The sequence below is a fragment of the Paenibacillus mobilis genome (genome assembly GCF_058267595.1).
Window position 1 is genome coordinate 312,959 of sequence record NZ_JBZCMS010000003.1, and the last position, 16,736, is coordinate 329,694.

Here is a 16,736-nt window from a genome sequence, read left to right on the forward strand (position 1 = left end):
GAGACTGTACGATGGAATTGTCCAATTATTTAATGCTCATAGCCGTGATTTGCATCTGGTCTTTGCTGCTGGTCAACGTCATGCTCATTATTTCGGGTTATTTCTATTATATGAAAACGGAACGGGAGGACATTCCGCCCCTGGAAGGCGAGTTTCCTTTCGTCTCCATCATGGTGCCCGCGCACAATGAAGGACGGGTGATCGGCAAAACGGTAGAGTCGCTGCTGGCGCTCGATTATCCCCATGACCGCTATGAAATCATTGTCATCAACGACAACTCGTCTGACAACAGCGCCGAGCTGCTGGCCGGCATTCAGCAGAAGCACGCGAGCCGCAATCTGCTCGTCATCAATACCGACAAGATCACGGGCGGCAAAGGCAAATCCAACGCCCTGAATATCGGTTTTGCCCGGAGTAAAGGAGAATTGATCGCCATTTATGACGCGGACAATACGCCGGAGAAAACGGCGCTGCGTTATTTGGTGGCCGAAATTGTCAATGACGGCTCCCTGGGCGCGGTCATCGGCAAATTCCGGACCCGAAATCGCGACGTCAACCTGCTGACCCGCTTCATCAACGTCGAAACGTTGTCTTTCCAATGGATGGCCCAAGCCGGCAGATGGCAGCTGTTCAAGCTGTGCACGATTCCGGGCACGAATTTTATCATGCGCCGCCACATCGTGGAAAGCATCGGGGGCTGGGACGTTAAAGCGATTGCAGAAGACACCGAAATCAGCTTCCGCATTTACATGATGGGCTACCGGATCAAGTTTCAGCCCAAGGCGGTCACCTGGGAGCAGGAGCCCCAGTCGCTGAAGGTTTGGTTCAAGCAGAGGACCCGGTGGGCGAAAGGCAACATTTACGTGATCGTCAAAAATTTGCCGCTGATCTTCAAGCGTTCGGCGCGGATCATCCGGTTTGATATTTTATATTTTCTGTCGATTTATTTCCTGCTCGTCACTTCGCTGCTGACCTCGGACATTCTGCTGATCCTCAATACGGTCGGTTACGTGCATACGACTCTGGCCGGGCTTAGCACCTTCCTGTGGCTGCTGGCCATCATCTTGTTTGTGGTGGGCACCTTTGTAACCCTGACTACGGAAAAAGGGGAGATGTCCTTCTCAAACGTTTGGGTCATCGTGCTTATGTACGTGACGTACTGCCAGCTTTGGATGCTTGTTGCGGCTTATGGCTTGTATAACTATTTCAAGGATCTGATCTTTAAAAGAGAAGTGAAATGGTATAAAACGGAGCGGTTTTAATCTTGTCGAGAAATTCAAAAAATTCAAGAAATTCAAGAAATTCAAGAGATTAGGAGCAAATATTCATGAGTAAAAAGCTGTCCGCCCTGCTACTCAGCCTGCTGGTCCTGATCTTGGGCCTGCCGCTTGGACAGGCCGCTTCAGCGGCTTCCTCCGCCGGCGAGCTGACCTACGTCACCAGCTTCGGCACGGACGTTTCGCTTTCGGGGGAGAAGGTATCGAAGCAAGTTTATTTTCAAATTCCGGATTATTGGAACGTCTCTCAAACTACTGTAAAGCTGGCCTACCGGGTATCGCAGATTCTCGAAAATCAGAGATCCAGCATCACGTTGTCGGTGAACGGCACGTCGTTCTACTCCTTTCGTCCTTCGGCTGGAGAAGGCGAGCAGCAGCTCAGCGTGCAGGTTCCGTCCAACCTGCTGAAGGAAGATTCCAATCTGCTGGAAGTAACGGGATATCTGCGGGAGGAAACGCTCAATGACCTCTGTACGTCCGATACTTCGCCCGATCAGTGGCTGAATGTATACGGCACCTCCAGCGTTGCCGTTTCCCACACCAACAAGGCCATGACCCCGGAAATCCGGGAGTTCAATAAAAGGTTTACCGCCATCGACAATGCCGGCGGGGGCCGAAGTGCCGTAGCTGTTCCAGAGGGCGCGAGCACGGCTGAGCTGGAGGCCGCCTCCTATGCGCTTTCCGGGTATGCGGGGGCCAGCGCGCTGGACAACGAGGCTTTGCCGCTTATTCCCTATGCGGCAGACAAGCTGCAAGGAAAGTTTCTGGTGCTGCTGGTTTCTTCCTACGACCATCTGCCTGCCGATGTGAAAGCGGAGATCGGCAGCGGTAGTTTGTCCGATTCTGCGGTGATCAAGCTGATTCGTCCGGATCATCAGCCTACGCTGGTCGTAACGTCCGCCAATGACGAGTTGCTGGTGAAAGCAGGCCGCATGGTGGCCAACCTGCCGCTAATGAGTCAGCTGGACAGCGATACCAAAGCTGTGGATGCCCATACGGACGTAGACACCCCTGTCGTCAACATCAACCGGAACGTGACGCTGACCGATGCGGGCGATAAGCTTACCGGGCCGCGCCATCAGGAGCAGACCTATTTTATTCCGCTGCCTGCCAACCGTGCAATTGCCGGCTCGGGCAAGATCAGCATTAGTTACCGTTATGCGGAGAACCTGGATTTTAGCCGCTCCTTGATGACGGTGCTCGTGAACGGCATGCCCATCGGCAGCAAAAAGCTGTCCAAGGAGCTGGCCGGCGGCGATAAAGCCGTGTTTCCGATTCCATCCAACATCGAGGTCACGGGCAATTTTTCCGTTACCGTCGCTTTTGACCTGGAGCTAGCGGGCGCCGACTGCATCGCTGACCAGAATCAAATGCCTTGGGCTTTGATTTCTAAGGATTCTGTTTTGCAGCTAAACAGCAAGGACCGGACGGAGCTGCTGTTTAACAACTATCCTTATCCGTTCTTGCGGGACGGCAGCTTCAACCATGTGGCAGTCGTGCTGCCCGAGAAGGTGGATGAGGCAACCTACGGCACGATCGGCAATCTGTTCAGCCTGCTTGGCCGGTATGCCGAAGGTAATTCGGGGCAAATCGCTTTCTATAACGATACTGCAGGCAAAAACGAGCTAAAGGACAGCAATATGATCGTCATCGGCACTTATCAGGACAATAAACTCATTCAAGCTTTCAATAAAAACTTGTATTTCCAATATAACAGCAGCGGTACCGGCATCGTGTCCAATGAAAAGATCAGCATCGACGAAAGCTACGGCAAACGGATCGGCGTGATCCAGCTCGTCCCTTCGCCGATGAATGACGCAAACGGCATGATGGTTGTGACGGGGGCCGCTTCGGGTTACTACGAGCTGGCTTCCAGGCTGGCTTCGAATGAAGCAAGCAAATACAAGCTGTTTGGCGACGGCGTGATTACCGACAAAGACGGCAATGTTCACGCTTACCGTTTTAAGAAGGATACGGGCGGCTCGGACGAGTCGCTGGTCGGGAATGTGTTGCAGCGCAGCGATGTGCTCGGCTTTATGGCTGCGGTTGTCCTTGTGGCGTGCCTGGTCGTTGTGTCGCTGATCCTGCTAATCCGCAAGCATAACCGCCGGCAGAAGAAAGCCGATCATCATACCCGGCAGCATGCCCGGTCGAAGAGAAGAGGTGGCAGATAATGCGGAACACTCGCAACCCTAGTCTCGTATCCGACCTTGCGTTTCTTGCGTTCATCGTGCTGTGCAACATTTGCCTGATTTTTACGGCAGGCGACCCGAGTCAATATTTAGATGATTTGATTATGCTGAACTTATGTTTTTTCCTGGCTCTCGTAACCTACTTCACGAACGTGACGGCCGGCCTGGTGCTGAACGTGGTTTTCATTTTCGCCTACGGCATCTATATTACGATCCGGACCGTTACGCTTTCACAGACGATTGGACTCGGTACGTATTTCTGGATCATTATGGCCCCTTTGATGACGATCGTGGTGTGGCTGTTTACTTCCTCCGTGCGGGATCTCCAGACGGAGAATGAGATGCTGAAACGGCAGCAGGAACGGCTGGTGACCGTCGATGAGACCACCGATTTGAAGAACTCGCTTTCTTTTAACAAGGATGTGGCCGTATTCGCGGGGTTGTCCACCCGTTATCAGATTCCTCTGTCCCTGCTGGTCATTAAAGTGAAATACTGGAACGAAATCCGGCGGTTTATTCCTGAAGAGCAGCTTACGGAAGCGGTCTACGACGTTTCGCAGATCAGCCAGTCCAGCATCCGAACCAACGATACCCTGTATTTGCTGGACAAAGAGGACGTGACCTGGGGGCTGCTGCTGTTCACGAATCTGGAAGGCACGCAAATCGTGGTAGAGCGCATCAAGCAGCGGCTGCGCGAATTCAATGAGCGGCAGTTCGCCGGCAAATACAAGGTGGAGCTGAGCCTTAAGATCGGGGCGACGGAATATGCACCGGGCACGATCGATTCTCCGCTTGAATTTATCGCAAGAGCCAAGCAACAGCTGGAATACGACGTGTAATAATAGATTTCCTCTTCATCTGCCCCTGCCAGGGTTCACTCAACCCTGGATGCCGTTCCCGGATTTAAGGGAGTAGAACTTCCAAACAAGCGCTGACAGGCCCGTCGGCGCTTGTTTTTTTGTGCTTTGGGAGAGGCGGGGGCCCTATCAGGAGATGGTACTTTGGGATTGGCCGGCCTGGTCCGTTGAAAGAAGGGCTCCTACTGCCTGGAAAAAGAAACCTACGCCAAAGTAGCTCCTCTGTTAACGCCCCGGTGTAAACCAATTTGGTTCCTGGCCGGCCCATACAAAGTAACCGGAATGGTGAAGTCTTTCCCTGAGCCTTCCGGCTATACTTGGTTTACAAGCAAGGGTTGTCCCAAACAAAACGGACAAGAGAGGAGACTGACGGACTGATGTTGACTAAGCTGCAGACTGCAGGCGTGGCATTCATGCTGACGGCTGCACTGACAACCGGAATCGCTTACGCAGCCCCACTCGCGGGTGATCCGCTGCAAACCTGGTACGAGAAGAGCTATACCCAAGCTGTTCGGATCCTGGAGCAAAAGTTGTTGAAGAGCGAAGTCAAGCTTGATCAGACGACGCGGGAAGTCAGCGCGGCACAGCAATCGGCCGGGCGTTCTGAGCTTCGTGAATATCAGAGTCAGTGGCTGGATCGGTTTAACGGTAAGTTAGATCAGCGCAAGGAGGCTTACATCGAGCAAGTCGATGCCGCCGGGGATGAACTGCTCGGCGGGGATGGAGCCATCAGCCGGAAATTTGCCGGTTACACCGATCAGGTGACGGGGCAAATGGACGAGCAGCTGGAGCTCGAAATCGGCGGTGTCTTGGACAGCCTTCTGGAGCAGCCGGAAACGACCGGATCCTCCCTTAAGCAGCCCTAAAAAACTATTAAACATTGAAGAGGAGAAGATGACAAAATGGTATTGAAATCCTTGAAGAGCAAAATCGCAGCAGGCGTAGTTGGCGTTAGTTTGGTAGCGGGCATGAGCACCGTATTTGCCGGTGTCGATGCAGGGGCTCAATTCAAAAACTGGTATTCCAGCTTGTTCACCAGCACTTCTGCTCAGGTTCAAGCCAAAGTTACAAGCGATTACGCAAAGAAAATCGGTCAATATACTTCGGAATATAACACTTTGAAAGGCGGCTCCACTCAAGCTGTTAAAGATGAAGCCACTTCCAAAAGCCAGACAGCAACTGCCGCAATTAACGGCCAAAAAGACGCTTATATCTCCCAAATCACAAACGCTGAAAACAGCATCGACGTGGCGGGCGACTTCACTAAGTTCACTAACACTGTGAACGGTACAGTGGACAATCTTAAAAACCAAGCCGAAGGTTATGCTAAAAGAGATTTAAAAGGCGCAGTTGACGCTCAAGGCAGCAAAAGCGTACAAGAAATCAACGGCCAGCTGAACCAAACCAAAACGGCTGCAGCTACAGAATTGACGAATAAAATCAATGAAACGAAAGCCGAAATTCAACAGCTTGTCAGCGAGCAGGCCAAAACGGCCGATGCAGCGATCCGCCAGCATATCGAGGATCAAATCGCCGCTCTGAAAACTACGCTTAACGATTATGCCAAACAGCTGGTAGACACAAACAAGGCGGCTGTTGACGCTGAAGGTGACAAAGTACAGCAGGAAGCTTTGTCCGCACTGGACGATATCGCAAATTCCATCAAATAATTTGACGGGTACAAACCGGGGTTTTCCTTCCTAGGGAAGGAGGCCCCGGTGTTTCCTGAAAAAAATGGACTATAAGGCTATTTTAATTTAAAGGAGGCCATGGGGATGAGAAAAGCGCGAAAAACCGTCCTTTCCAATCGCCAAAAAACGAAACAGCGGGTTTTGATCGGAATTGTTTCTCTAAGCGCTTTGGTCGCCGCAACCACGAGTTTGTCTTTTGCCGACATCGATCTTAAAGGCAAAATGGAGTCTTGGGCGAATCAGACGGCAGGCAGCGCGATTTCGGACCTGGATTCAGCTATTCATTCCGAAACGGAGCAGCAGCAGGAGCGTTTGAAGGAAGAATTACGGGCAAAACTGGAGGCCCAGGCGGCAGAGCTCAAAAGCTATACCGAGGAACAGAAGCAGCAGCGTATTGCGCAAATCAGAGCTTATGTGGACCAGCTGATTAACAGCAGGGACTACTCCGGCAAAGAAGATAAAGCGCAAATGGCGGCTAAATTACAAGCCATCATGGACAGCGCCATCGACGCTATCCATCAGCTGGACGCTAGTTATGTTCCGCCGCAGCTGAGTTATGACCCGCCGGCCGCACCGCTGCCTACGGAAAATCCGCAGCCGTCCCAGGCTCCGGAGGCTTCGGAGGATCCTCAAGGAGGAGTTGCCGCGCCGTCGCCGTCCGATCAGCCCGCCCCTTCGGCTTCTCCAGATCCGGGATCCTTGCCAACTCCCGCCCCATCAGACCCGGATGGCCCATCGGCTTCTCCACCCCCAACCGGGGATCCGGAGGCGGAGCCAGCACCAACGCCAGCACCAACGCCAGTGCCGTCGGACCAAGCCGAACCTTCCCCATCCACGGAACCGGAAGCGGCTCCGTCACCGGAGTCCTCTGATCAGGCTGATTCCTCTGCCTCTTCTGAACCGGAACCGACGCCGACGCCGGCAACGGAGGCAACGCCAGAGCCGGCGCCAGCTCCTTCGGATCAGGTGAGCCTGCCTCAATCCCCTGGTCCGGAGCCAACTTTTATTAACCGACAAGAAGGGTGATTTACATGGAAAAGGCAACCGCCGGCATTGCCGGAGCCATAACGGGACCGGAGCAGGCCCGGACAAAAAAGAAATCGGAGGTTTGGGGCTGGATCAGATTTGTGATTTATCTGGCCGTCCTTTATTTTCTCATCACGCATGTAGTAGGCCTAAGCCGGGTTTCCGGCCATTCCATGCAGCCCACTTTAAACAGCAATAACATTTTGCTTATCAACAAACTGTCCGTTTATGTAGGCTCCCCTCATTATGGAGATGTTGTGATCGTCAAGAGCCACAAGTTATCCTATGAACTGATCAAACGGGTGATCGGCGTGGAAGGAGACCGGATCCTTATTAAAGACGGGGTGGTTTACAAAAACGGCCAAGCCCTTCCGGAGCTGTACACAGCAGGGGTACCCGATGATATGTCCGAAGTGCTTGTCGGGAAAAACGAAGTGTTCGTCATGGGGGATAACCGGACTCCGGGGGAAAGCCTCGACAGCAGAAGCAGCGAGCTGGGGCTTGTGGAGAAAAAAGAGATCAAGGGTTACGCGCTGATGAAGCTGCTGCCCTGGTCGGCCATTGCCAAACCGCTTAAATAATGCTGCCATTGCGTAGAGGAACACAAAAAAAGGTCAGATCGGCAAGCCGACTGGCCTTTTTTGATTTTTATGAGGGCTGGCAGATCCCTGTTTTTCCCGCTATACGTGAACGTTCTCCCGCATCCCCCTGTTGTGATAATATAAAGCCGCTTTGGTCCGGTCGGGCAAATCGAGCTTGGACAGAATCTGGCTCACGTGTTTTTTGACGGTATAATCCGTAATAAAAAGACGCGAGGCGATTTCCTTGTTGGATAACCCTTCGCTGAGCATTTGCAGCACCTCGGTTTCCTTGGGCGTCAGGTGGCTGTCGTTTTTCTGAAAGCCTTCCAGCAGCTTGGACTCCAGCAGATCATAATCATAGTATTTGCGTCCCCGTCCGACCATGCCGACGGCAAACAGCAGCTCTTCGGGCAAAGCCTCCTTGGGAATAATGCCTTCTATTCCAAGCATAATCGCCTGCTGCAGCTCCGAAGGTTTCATGCTTGAGGTCAAATAGATGAAGCGGCAGCCTGCACCCTCATGCTTTAGCTTCTCGATGACATCCAGACCATTTTGCTGATTAATCCGGTTATTCATGATACAGACTTGAGGTTTCCGTTTTACGATCAGCTCCAGCGCTTCTTTCCGGTCAGCGGCTTCCCCGCATACTTCAATGTCGGGTTCCCCGCCCAAAATCGAGGTGATGCCTCTTCTGACAAGCTGATAAGGATCGACGACAATAACCTGTATGGGCATGATAGGGGTGAAACTCCTTTCCTCTTACAAAGTCTGTTGGAATCATCCGGCATGAACACTGGTCCTATGTAAAAAGAACTATATAAAGTATACCTGTCCTACAAATTTGCTTCAATAATAGAAGTTGTCGTCTTATGTAGAATACGTAATAAATTAAGTTAAAATGAATTCAAAGCTTCTGCGGAGCGTAAAAAAGCGAGGAATGAGAGAGGAAAAGAGGGGGAAGAGCGCAATAGGCCCGATGCGGGAAACATCGGGCCGTGGAGATTTTTTTGCGAAATTGGCGTATTGAACTATTCCAGATTCGCATGGTTGCCGTACATCCTAGCCGTATCCAGCCCTTTAAGCTTCATTAACTGGAGGATGACGGCATCGTAAAACACCAGCAGCGTTTGCTCGTAAAGCGAGCCCATGGGCTGGATCGTCTCCGCCGCTGTCTCTGTTCCGGTTTTTGCGCTCCGGTCTTTGACCGCCCCGGGGAGCTTGATGATCAGGTCGCTTAGCGCGCCAAGGGAGGAGTCCGGGTGAATCGTGACCGCGGCCACGGAAGCGCCGATGGATTTAGCCTTTTTAGCCATGGAGACCAGGCTCGCGGTTTCGCCGGATCCGGAGCCTACGATCAGCAAGTCCCGACTCGTAATCCCCGGCGTCGCGGTTTCGCCTACGACGTAAGCGGAGATCCCCGTATGCATCAGCCGCATGGCAAAAGCGCGTCCCATCAAACCTGAACGACCGGCTCCGGCGAGAAATATCCGTTCCGATCGCTCGATTTTATCGGCCAGGGCCCGAATGGAGCCTTCGTCAATCAGCCGGACGGCATGATCCAGCTCCCGAGCGATCAGGCCGGCGAAGTTCGCAGTGTCGCTCATGCTGCCCATGGCTTACGCCTGCTTCACGAGTTTTTGAATTTCGGCTGCCGCCGCTTTCGGGTCGTCAGCGCCGGTAATTCCGCCGCCTACGATGACCAGGTCAGGTCCTGCGCTGACTACTTCGGCAATCGTATCCAGCTTGATTCCGCCCGCAATCGCCGTTTTGGCTTGTTTTACCACGCTTTTGATCGTGCGAAGATCCTCGAATGAATTCAGGCCGGCGGCCTGATGGTCATAACCGGAGTGCACGCAGATGTAGTCCACACCAAGCGCATCCACTTCCTGCGCGCGTTCGGCCAGATTTTTTACGTTGATCATGTCGACCAGAATACGTGCGCCTTGTTTTTTCGCTTCGGCTACTGCGCCGCTGATCGTCAAATCATCGGATACGCCCAGGACCGTTACGATGCCCGCTCCGGCTTCCGCTGCTTTCATCACCTCATAACCTCCAGCGTCCATCACTTTCAGATCGGCTAGCACCGTCAGATTGGGGAAAGCCTCTTTAACCGCTTTTACAGCGTGCAAGCCTTCGTTAATAACCACTGGTGTGCCGATTTCAACAATATCGATATGCTCCGCTACCTGGGATACCATTTCTTTCGCGCCTGCAATATCTACCAAATCCAAAGCCAATTGAAGTTCCATTTATATAACGCTCCTTTGATTAAAATTAATGAGGCCGCGGATTTCAAAACCCGAAATTAAATCGCCTGCGGCCGGCCTAGGACTTATTATAAAGGTCCGTTATTTTTGCGAAAGTAGGCACTTTGCCGTCAGGTAGTCACCTGGAGGTGACTAATGGCGTAAATTCCGGAGTGGGCAACACAGCCTTTGAGCCGGAAAATCCTTGTCCTGCTGCATAGTTTCCATTTCGACTATAAGGGTCTGGCCGGATACTAAGTGAAAATGATATACTATCCAGACAGGAGGTGTCAGAGATGGCCAATGAACTGAAAGAACGGATTAACCTCAAAGAGATTAACTGCGAGAAGGAATTGACTCTTGCCGTTATCGGCGGGAAATGGAAGCTGATCATTTTGTGGCATCTCGGCCTGGAAGGGACCAAGCGGTTTGGGGAGCTGAAGAAGCTGATTCCGAACATTACGCAGAAAATGTTGACCAACCAGCTACGAGAGCTGGAGGAAGACAAGCTGATCAGCCGCAAGGTTTATCCGGAGGTGCCGCCGCGGGTAGAATATTCGATGACGGAATACGGCACCAGCTTGATGCCTGTCTTGAAAGCCATGTACGATTGGGGCAAACATTACGGCGAAGCCGTGGTCTGGAACGGATGTGAAGAGAAGGAGACAACCGGGGTGCTCCCGGCTGCAGTTAGCGAATAAGGCCGGCTATTTAAGAGCGGGCTTTAGGAAAATAGAAGAAAGCCGCATGCTCTAAGGGCATGCGGCTTTTTGCGCGGCGGGCGGCTTCGAAACCCCATAATGGGGCGCCGCCGCCGAGTTGCTCCGTTTAGCTGTTGGAACGGGCGCCGGAAGCTTCCCCTGCTTCTTCGCCGTACCACAGCTGCCGGAAGCTTTCGCTGGACTCCAGCAGCTGGTCCGCCGTTCCGGCGGCTTCGATCGTGCCATTCTTCAGCACGATAATGCGGTCCGCATGCGCCAGCGCGGCTTTGCGGTGCGAAACCACGAGGCAGGTTGCCTCGCTGCGCTCGCGGAACAGCCGCTCCCAAAGCTTGCGTTCCGTCTCGACGTCCAGCGCGCTGGACAGGTCGTCGAAGACGTACAGCTCGGCGTCGCGGACGAGCATGCGCGCGGCCGCCGTACGCTGGGCCTGGCCGCCCGAGAGCTTCACGCCGCGCGGGCCGACCACGGTGTCGAGGCCGTGCTCCAGCCGGGCGACGTCTTCATCAAGGACGGCGGTGTGCAGCGCGCCGTCCAGGTTGCTTTGCTCGGGCGGCAGGCCGAGCAAAATGTTGTCCCGCAGCTTATCGCTGTACAGCCGCGGGATTTGTGCCGTGTACGCGCTTTGCGGCGGCACGAAAAAGTCTGCCGGCTTCTCCACCCGCCGGCCGTTCCAGCGGATTTCTCCGGCATTGGCCGGCAGCAGGCCAAGCAGGGCCCGAAGCAGCGTTGTTTTGCCGGAGCCAATCATCCCGGTGATGACCGTAAAGGAGCCGCGCTCCAGCATCAGGTCAATCCCCTGAATTCCGCGTCCGGTCTCCGGATAGCGGTACGTCAGGCCGTGGACCTCCAGCGTATGCAGAGGTCCGGCCTGGGGCACCGGCATCCGAGAGCCTTCGTCCATATAGGCTCCGGGACGGGCGGAAGTTTGGGCTAATGTTCCGCCCAGATTTCCGCCCGAAGCGGCGGCATCGCCGACTGGAGCTGCAGACACGGCTGCGGCATCATCCGATCTTGCGGTACGGTCCGCATTCACGGACCCCGCCTGACGGCTTTGTTCCAGGCTGCCCTCCTGATTACCCTCTAATCGGCCTTCCTGGCGGGCCTTCTTCCAACTGTCCCAGTCCCGGCCGGGTTTGCCGATGCCGATGTAGGCCGCGGCGGTGAGCAGGGAAGCGGGCGCTCCCTGCAGCATGTTTTTCAGCCGGACAAAGCTGACGGACATCTGTTTATAAAACGTCATGAAGTTGCCCAGGTTGGAAATCAGCTGGGTCACAAACGTCAAATAATAAACGAATAAAGACAAATCGCCGACGCTGAAGGTTCCGCTGCGCATCTTGTAGCCGGCCAGCACCAGAATGACGCCGGTCCCTAGGTTCACGGAGTTGGTGAACACGGAAGACAACGCTTCGGTAATCAGCTTATCCTTTACCATCGTCTGGCGTCTCTCGTCGCTAAGCTCCACAAACCGGCGCACCACGCGGGACTCCGCTCCCGCTACCTGGATCGCCTGCACGTTCGAGAACATCTCGCTGATCGAGCTGGTCACCCTGGCCGTCGCTTCGCGGCTGGCCGCACGGTATTTCTGAATGCGCGCGGTCGCAATCTGGGCGGCCGCCACGACAAGCACCAGCGGCACGAATACAAACAGCGTCATCTGCGCATCGATAGAGATGAGGATGTACCCTGCAACGATGGCAAAGCCGACGAGGCCAAAAGAATCGACCGACCAGCTCACGGCTTCCTCCGTCTGGTCGATGTCGTCGCGGAAATTGCTGATCGCTTCGCCCGGCGAAACGGGGATCGCTTTGGCGCCGGGTTCGTTCAGCACATGCGCCAGCATGTTGCGGCGGACCAGCATGCTCATTCGGAACCGGAAATGGACATCGGTCAGGAAGCCGACGGCAATGACGCCCATCCGGGCAAGGGCCGCGCCGACCAGCAGGGCGGCAAGCGCCCAGACGCCGTAGCCAAGATGGGTCTGGCTTTCGAGCTGGTCAAAGTATTTTTTCGTAATGAGCCCCGGAATCAGCAGGGACATATGCACCAGCGTCCAAGCAATCAGATTGGCTATATATAAGACGGGATGCAGAGAGAGCAGTCGGATGAAAAAATGTCTCGGCTTCACGCCAGCACCTCCTCAAGCCCCACGGACAGCATGCGGCTGAAGCGGGAATCCGGGTCTTCGGCCAGTGTTTTGCGCGGACCTTCCTCCAGAATCCGGCCGTCCTCCAGGATTAGAATCCGGTCGGCCCGCTGCACGGTGGATAATCTGTGGGCGATAATGATGCAGGTTCTTTCCTCAAGCAGCCGGGTAATCGCCGCTTCGATCCGGCTTTCCGTCAGCGGATCCAGGCGGGAAGAAGCTTCGTCCAGGATCACAAGTCCCGGGTCGGTCAGAAACACGCGGGCGAAGGCCAAGAGCTGCGCTTCCCCTGCCGACAGGCCGCCGCCGCCGGAGGCCAGCAGCGTATCCAGACCCTCTCCCATTCCTTTATACCAATCCCCGAGTCCGACTTCTTGAAGCACCGCGATCATGCGGTCGTCCGGAATGCTCTCGTCGAACAACGTCAGATTGTCCCGGACCGTGCCTTCCATGATTTCGATGTTCTGCGTCACCATCGCTACCGAACCGCGCAGCTCATGCAGCTTGCATTCACGGATATCGCGGCCGCCAAGCTCAATGGCCCCCTGCTGCGGATCATAGAAACGCAGCAGCAGCCGGGCGAGCGTTGTTTTTCCGCTGCCCGTGCGGCCGAGCAGGCCAAGCGTTTGGCCGGGCTCCAGACGGACATTCAGCTGCTCCAGAGTCGGAGCCTCCTCAGGCTCGTAAGCAAAGCTGAGATCTCTGATATTAACGGAGAGGGGACCCTTTGGCAGGGGAGCCCCCGGGCCGTCTTTGATCGCCGATTCCGTAGCCAGCAGGCTCTGCACCCGGACGAGGCTGGCGTCAGCCTTCTGCAGATCCTCCAGCTGGGTCCGGATTTGTTCGATCGGTTTGGCGAGCAGCTCCGTATAATAGAAGACCAGATAGATGCCGCCGATCGAAAGCTCTCCCCGCCTCCAAAGCACCGCGCAGACAAGAAATGCCGCGGCGTTGCCGACGGCAAACACAAAAATGGTCGTCCCCCACATCAGGAAAAACCCGAAGAAAGCCCGAACCCGGACGGGCAGCATCCGGCGGGCTAAACCGTAATACCGGCCCATGACATAACCGGCAGCACCGTTAGCGCGCGTGTCTTCCGTGCCTTCCAGATGTTCGCCGATAAAACCGTAGAATTCGGCGCTGAGCGCCCGCCATTTGGTCCATACCGGCACGGCGAATTTCCGTATCCACTGGATCAGGAAAACCGCACCGACCACAAAGGCGGTCATAACGATGCCGACCCAGAGATTTTCCCGGAACAATAAGATCAGAATGCCCAGCATCAGCATCGCGTTGCCTGCCATATGTATGATGAAGCTGGAGAAAAAGTTGGCGAGCGAGTTGACGTCGCCGTCCACCCTTTCGATCAGGGAACCCGAGGTTTGCGTTTTATGGAAAGACATATCCAGGGACAGGCAGTGCCCGGCCAGATCGGCGCGCAGCTTGTTGGTCGTTTTCCAGCCTAAATTTTCACTAAAATAAGCGGCGCAGACCGACACGATCTGCTGAACCAGCGAGAAGCCGATAAACAAAAAAGCGGCCACATACAGCGGCCTCAAGCTGCCTGTGCCTTGCGCGTTATCAATAAAATAGCGGATAATTTGCGGATTCACCAGCTGCAGGCCGATGGAGGCAAACAATAAAATCGTTAGTGTGATCATCAATTTGCGCTGAGGCAGAACGTATCTGCCCATGATCGTGCGGTATTTCCCCAGTGGCTGGGCCCTTCGTGCGTTTTCTCCTGCCGTGATTTCCCCCGACATAATCAGAACACTCCTTTCACTTCGGTAAATGTATCCTGTTCCCGTCGGAGAGTCAATGCCGAGTTTGGTTATAAAACCCTAGGGATCATTCTCTCCGGTAAAAGCCTTATTCTATCTTATATGGAAACATATGTTCCTGCAAGAGCGATGGTTTGCTTATTTTATCCTTCTTACGGACAGTTAGGGCTTGATGGGGTAAAATAAGATGTGAGTTTGCTTGCCATTTGTTTTTATTATCATGGTAAAAAAGAGATTAAATTCCATTCTACACGAGGTAAGGAAGCTGGATGCCATGAATTTAACATTGGATATGAAAACCGTCTTTATCCTTGTCGCTCTGGGCCATTTATGTACCCTGATTCTTATTTCGGCTTACCGCAGCCAATTTGCCCAAGATACGGCCATCCACTGGTTTGGCATTTCGAGATGGCTCCAGGGTGCCGTCTGGGGATTGTCCGTATTCCGGTTTGTCCTGCCTTCGTTTTTCGGCGTTGCTTTACCCAATCTGGTTTTGTTTGTGGCCGCCTTTCTGGAGACGGGCGCGCTGCTGATGGTCATAGGAGGCATGAACTGTACCGTTAAAAGGTATCTGGTTTTGCTTACAGGGATTAGTATAGCCGGTTACCTGCTTATTTTTGTAAGCTACAATGCCGAATGGCTGAGGATTTGTTTTTCGTCGCTGATGGCCGCTTTGTTTATTGCCTATCCGGCTTACAGGCTGGTGAGGGACAAACAGGCATCGCCTTTGAAAAAGACCCTGAGCCTCATGTATGGTTTGGTATTCGGCCTCCTGCTCATCCGGTCCGTTCTCTCCATCGGTATGGCGGATGAAATGAGTTTGTTTTCGAGCCCCAACTCCTATCAGCTGGTTTCCTATTTTTCCATTTTCTTTATGATGCTGGTCGGAAATATCGGGTTTGTGCTGCTCTCCAAAGAGCAGGCGGACCGGAAGCTGCTGCAGTTTGCCAGTTATGACGATTTGACCGGCGTATTCAACCGGAGGACCTTTGTCGAACGGACCCAGCGGTGTATTGATGAGCTTGCCAAAAGCCGGAGGCCGGTTTCTTTTATCCTGTTTGATATTGATTATTACAAGAAAATCAACGATTCTCACGGGCATGAGACAGGGGACCGGGTGCTGCAGGAAATGGCCGAAACGATTCGCCTGTTCATTGAGGGCAAAGGAATACTGGGCAGGTACGGCGGCGATGAATTTGCCGTGATTCTGCCGGATCTGGACGTCCGGGAATCGGATGCCTTGGCGGAGCAGCTTCGCTCTGAAGCCGAGCAGCATGGCACCTGCGGGAATCGGGTTTTCTATACCCTCAGCATGGGGATTGTTACGCTTTCGGCCCGCAAGGAGCTGACCGTTTCGGAGCTTTATCATTTAGCCGATCAGGCGCTGTATGCGGCCAAAAGGCTGGGGCGTAACCGCGTGGAGCGGAACAGGAACCCGGCCGGCGCCGGGGCAGCGCTCTATTAGATCTGCGGCGAACGGATGTTAGATGTTAGGGGGCTTCAATTGAACCACGGCGAATTTTTGCGAAAAAAAGCCTGTTTCTACCCAAAGCGGAAGAGACGGGCTTTTTTGTGCCAAAATTTTCGTTCTAGCTCTATTTGCTATTCGGGAGTTTGCCGCAGCGCTTAAGCGGGTCTCTTTATTAACCGTTTGGCCAACCGCCATTGTCCATAAAGAATAAAAAATATGACCGGATAGGCACAGGCGGAATACCACCACTCCCAACGATAGTAATGGATCATCCCGGAAGGCAAAGCGACAAAAACTTCATAAGCTATTGAAAATAAGGACCACCCCAGGATATACCCGGGCAGCCGCTTCCAGTTCGCAGGAACGAAATTCAAAAAAATCAGGTTGATGCAAGGGCCGATCACATAGACGACGACGTATCCGCCCAGGCTGACTCCAGGGTGAAAGTAGGTGTAAAGATTCAGATGCAGATCAACAACAAGATCGCAAGAGATATTTAAGATTAAAGCAAAAAGGGTTGTAAAGTAGTATTCGGAAATCGACAGCCTTTTGGGCATAAAGATTATAACCATTAAAAGCAAGACCACTGTGATCGCCAGGGTCAGCATATTCCCACATCCCGATAGAATAAATAATGATGTAGTCATTATTCCCATTCCATAAGGGTCTAATCGGAGGCCTCCTTTCCAATTTGCAAAAAAAAAGCCGCCCACGTAGGAGCGGCTGGAGTTCGCCTGTGATCAGCGGCC

General features: G+C 53.6%; 15 protein-coding genes. 9 read left to right on the plus strand and 6 right to left on the minus strand.

Annotated features, from left to right (window positions below; genetic code table 11):
• Positions 1-11: 11 nt before the first annotated feature.
• From AC3ZPD_RS07700 to lepB, 7 genes are all read left to right on the plus strand, one after another.
• The gene (locus AC3ZPD_RS07700) at positions 12-1,262 is read left to right on the plus strand and encodes a glycosyltransferase family 2 protein (RefSeq protein WP_490983695.1); all 1,251 of its coding nucleotides are present in this window, start codon (positions 12-14) and stop codon (positions 1,260-1,262) included.
• A gap of 65 nt (positions 1,263-1,327) precedes the next feature.
• On the plus strand, positions 1,328-3,451 hold the full coding sequence (locus AC3ZPD_RS07705) for a cellulose biosynthesis cyclic di-GMP-binding regulatory protein BcsB (RefSeq protein WP_490983696.1): 2,124 nt from the start codon (positions 1,328-1,330) through the stop codon (positions 3,449-3,451).
• Positions 3,451-4,308, plus strand: coding sequence for a diguanylate cyclase domain-containing protein (locus tag AC3ZPD_RS07710; RefSeq protein WP_490983697.1), 858 nt, complete (start codon positions 3,451-3,453; stop codon positions 4,306-4,308). The genes AC3ZPD_RS07705 and AC3ZPD_RS07710 overlap by 1 nt, the downstream gene beginning before the upstream one ends.
• A 395-nt stretch (positions 4,309-4,703) precedes the next feature.
• Complete coding sequence (locus AC3ZPD_RS07715) at positions 4,704-5,192, plus strand: hypothetical protein (RefSeq protein WP_490983698.1); 489 nt, start codon at positions 4,704-4,706, stop codon at positions 5,190-5,192.
• A 36-nt stretch (positions 5,193-5,228) separates the two neighbouring features.
• Positions 5,229-5,996 (plus strand): hypothetical protein, encoded by a 768-nt coding sequence (locus AC3ZPD_RS07720; RefSeq protein WP_490983699.1) that lies wholly within the window; start codon positions 5,229-5,231, stop codon positions 5,994-5,996.
• A 105-nt stretch (positions 5,997-6,101) separates the two neighbouring features.
• Positions 6,102-7,043, plus strand: a complete 942-nt coding sequence (locus AC3ZPD_RS07725; protein ID WP_490983700.1) for a hypothetical protein — start codon at positions 6,102-6,104, stop codon at positions 7,041-7,043.
• Between the two features lie 5 nt (positions 7,044-7,048).
• Complete coding sequence (gene lepB, locus AC3ZPD_RS07730; RefSeq protein ID WP_490983701.1) at positions 7,049-7,624, plus strand: signal peptidase I; 576 nt, start codon at positions 7,049-7,051, stop codon at positions 7,622-7,624.
• 99 nt (positions 7,625-7,723) lie between these two features.
• Here lepB and AC3ZPD_RS07735 read toward each other — a convergent pair whose 3' ends face one another.
• The 3 genes from AC3ZPD_RS07735 to hxlA form a co-directional block, all read right to left on the minus strand.
• On the minus strand, positions 7,724-8,359 hold the full coding sequence (locus AC3ZPD_RS07735) for a LuxR C-terminal-related transcriptional regulator (protein ID WP_490983702.1): 636 nt from the start codon (positions 8,357-8,359) through the stop codon (positions 7,724-7,726).
• A 293-nt stretch (positions 8,360-8,652) separates the two neighbouring features.
• Positions 8,653-9,237 carry a 6-phospho-3-hexuloisomerase gene (gene hxlB / locus AC3ZPD_RS07740; protein WP_490983703.1) on the minus strand — a complete coding sequence of 195 codons (585 nt, stop codon included), beginning with the start codon at positions 9,235-9,237 and terminating at the stop codon, positions 8,653-8,655.
• 3 nt (positions 9,238-9,240) lie between these two features.
• A complete protein-coding gene (gene hxlA, locus AC3ZPD_RS07745) occupies positions 9,241-9,873 on the minus strand; it encodes a 3-hexulose-6-phosphate synthase (protein WP_490983704.1) in 633 nt (210 codons plus the stop codon).
• Positions 9,874-10,166: 293 nt separating this feature from the next.
• Between hxlA and AC3ZPD_RS07750 the strand changes: the two genes are divergently transcribed.
• Complete coding sequence (locus AC3ZPD_RS07750) at positions 10,167-10,571, plus strand: winged helix-turn-helix transcriptional regulator (RefSeq protein ID WP_490983705.1); 405 nt, start codon at positions 10,167-10,169, stop codon at positions 10,569-10,571.
• Positions 10,572-10,698: 127 nt separating this feature from the next.
• Here AC3ZPD_RS07750 and AC3ZPD_RS07755 read toward each other — a convergent pair whose 3' ends face one another.
• Together AC3ZPD_RS07755 and AC3ZPD_RS07760 are read right to left on the minus strand one after the other, a co-directional pair.
• Complete coding sequence (locus tag AC3ZPD_RS07755; RefSeq protein WP_490983706.1) at positions 10,699-12,717, minus strand: ABC transporter transmembrane domain-containing protein; 2,019 nt, start codon at positions 12,715-12,717, stop codon at positions 10,699-10,701.
• On the minus strand, positions 12,714-14,498 hold the full coding sequence (locus AC3ZPD_RS07760; RefSeq protein ID WP_490983707.1) for an ABC transporter ATP-binding protein: 1,785 nt from the start codon (positions 14,496-14,498) through the stop codon (positions 12,714-12,716). The genes AC3ZPD_RS07755 and AC3ZPD_RS07760 overlap by 4 nt, the downstream gene beginning before the upstream one ends.
• A 292-nt stretch (positions 14,499-14,790) precedes the next feature.
• Between AC3ZPD_RS07760 and AC3ZPD_RS07765 the strand changes: the two genes are divergently transcribed.
• Positions 14,791-15,981: a GGDEF domain-containing protein gene (locus tag AC3ZPD_RS07765; RefSeq protein ID WP_490983708.1), complete on the plus strand. Its 1,191-nt coding sequence runs from the start codon at positions 14,791-14,793 to the stop codon at positions 15,979-15,981.
• 161 nt (positions 15,982-16,142) lie between these two features.
• On the opposite strand, the gene AC3ZPD_RS07770 is transcribed toward AC3ZPD_RS07765, so the two are convergent.
• Complete coding sequence (locus AC3ZPD_RS07770; RefSeq protein ID WP_490983709.1) at positions 16,143-16,595, minus strand: CBO0543 family protein; 453 nt, start codon at positions 16,593-16,595, stop codon at positions 16,143-16,145.
• Positions 16,596-16,736 lie beyond the last annotated feature (141 nt).

Excerpts from the sequence above, each read along its gene's own strand:
- AC3ZPD_RS07700 (WP_490983695.1), top strand. The coding sequence starts at position 12 with ATGGAATTGTCCAATTATTTAATGCTCATAGCCGTGATTTGCATCTGG.
- AC3ZPD_RS07705 (WP_490983696.1), top strand. The coding sequence starts at position 1,328 with ATGAGTAAAAAGCTGTCCGCCCTGCTACTCAGCCTGCTGGTCCTGATC.
- AC3ZPD_RS07710 (WP_490983697.1), top strand. The coding sequence starts at position 3,451 with ATGCGGAACACTCGCAACCCTAGTCTCGTATCCGACCTTGCGTTTCTT.
- AC3ZPD_RS07715 (WP_490983698.1), top strand. The coding sequence starts at position 4,704 with ATGTTGACTAAGCTGCAGACTGCAGGCGTGGCATTCATGCTGACGGCT.
- AC3ZPD_RS07720 (WP_490983699.1), top strand. The coding sequence starts at position 5,229 with ATGGTATTGAAATCCTTGAAGAGCAAAATCGCAGCAGGCGTAGTTGGC.
- AC3ZPD_RS07725 (WP_490983700.1), top strand. The coding sequence starts at position 6,102 with ATGAGAAAAGCGCGAAAAACCGTCCTTTCCAATCGCCAAAAAACGAAA.
- lepB (WP_490983701.1), top strand. The coding sequence starts at position 7,049 with ATGGAAAAGGCAACCGCCGGCATTGCCGGAGCCATAACGGGACCGGAG.
- AC3ZPD_RS07735 (WP_490983702.1), bottom strand. The coding sequence starts at position 8,359 with ATGCCCATACAGGTTATTGTCGTCGATCCTTATCAGCTTGTCAGAAGA.
- hxlB (WP_490983703.1), bottom strand. The coding sequence starts at position 9,237 with ATGGGCAGCATGAGCGACACTGCGAACTTCGCCGGCCTGATCGCTCGG.
- hxlA (WP_490983704.1), bottom strand. The coding sequence starts at position 9,873 with ATGGAACTTCAATTGGCTTTGGATTTGGTAGATATTGCAGGCGCGAAA.
- AC3ZPD_RS07750 (WP_490983705.1), top strand. The coding sequence starts at position 10,167 with ATGGCCAATGAACTGAAAGAACGGATTAACCTCAAAGAGATTAACTGC.
- AC3ZPD_RS07760 (WP_490983707.1), bottom strand. The coding sequence starts at position 14,498 with ATGTCGGGGGAAATCACGGCAGGAGAAAACGCACGAAGGGCCCAGCCA.
- AC3ZPD_RS07765 (WP_490983708.1), top strand. The coding sequence starts at position 14,791 with ATGAATTTAACATTGGATATGAAAACCGTCTTTATCCTTGTCGCTCTG.
- AC3ZPD_RS07770 (WP_490983709.1), bottom strand. The coding sequence starts at position 16,595 with ATGCTGACCCTGGCGATCACAGTGGTCTTGCTTTTAATGGTTATAATC.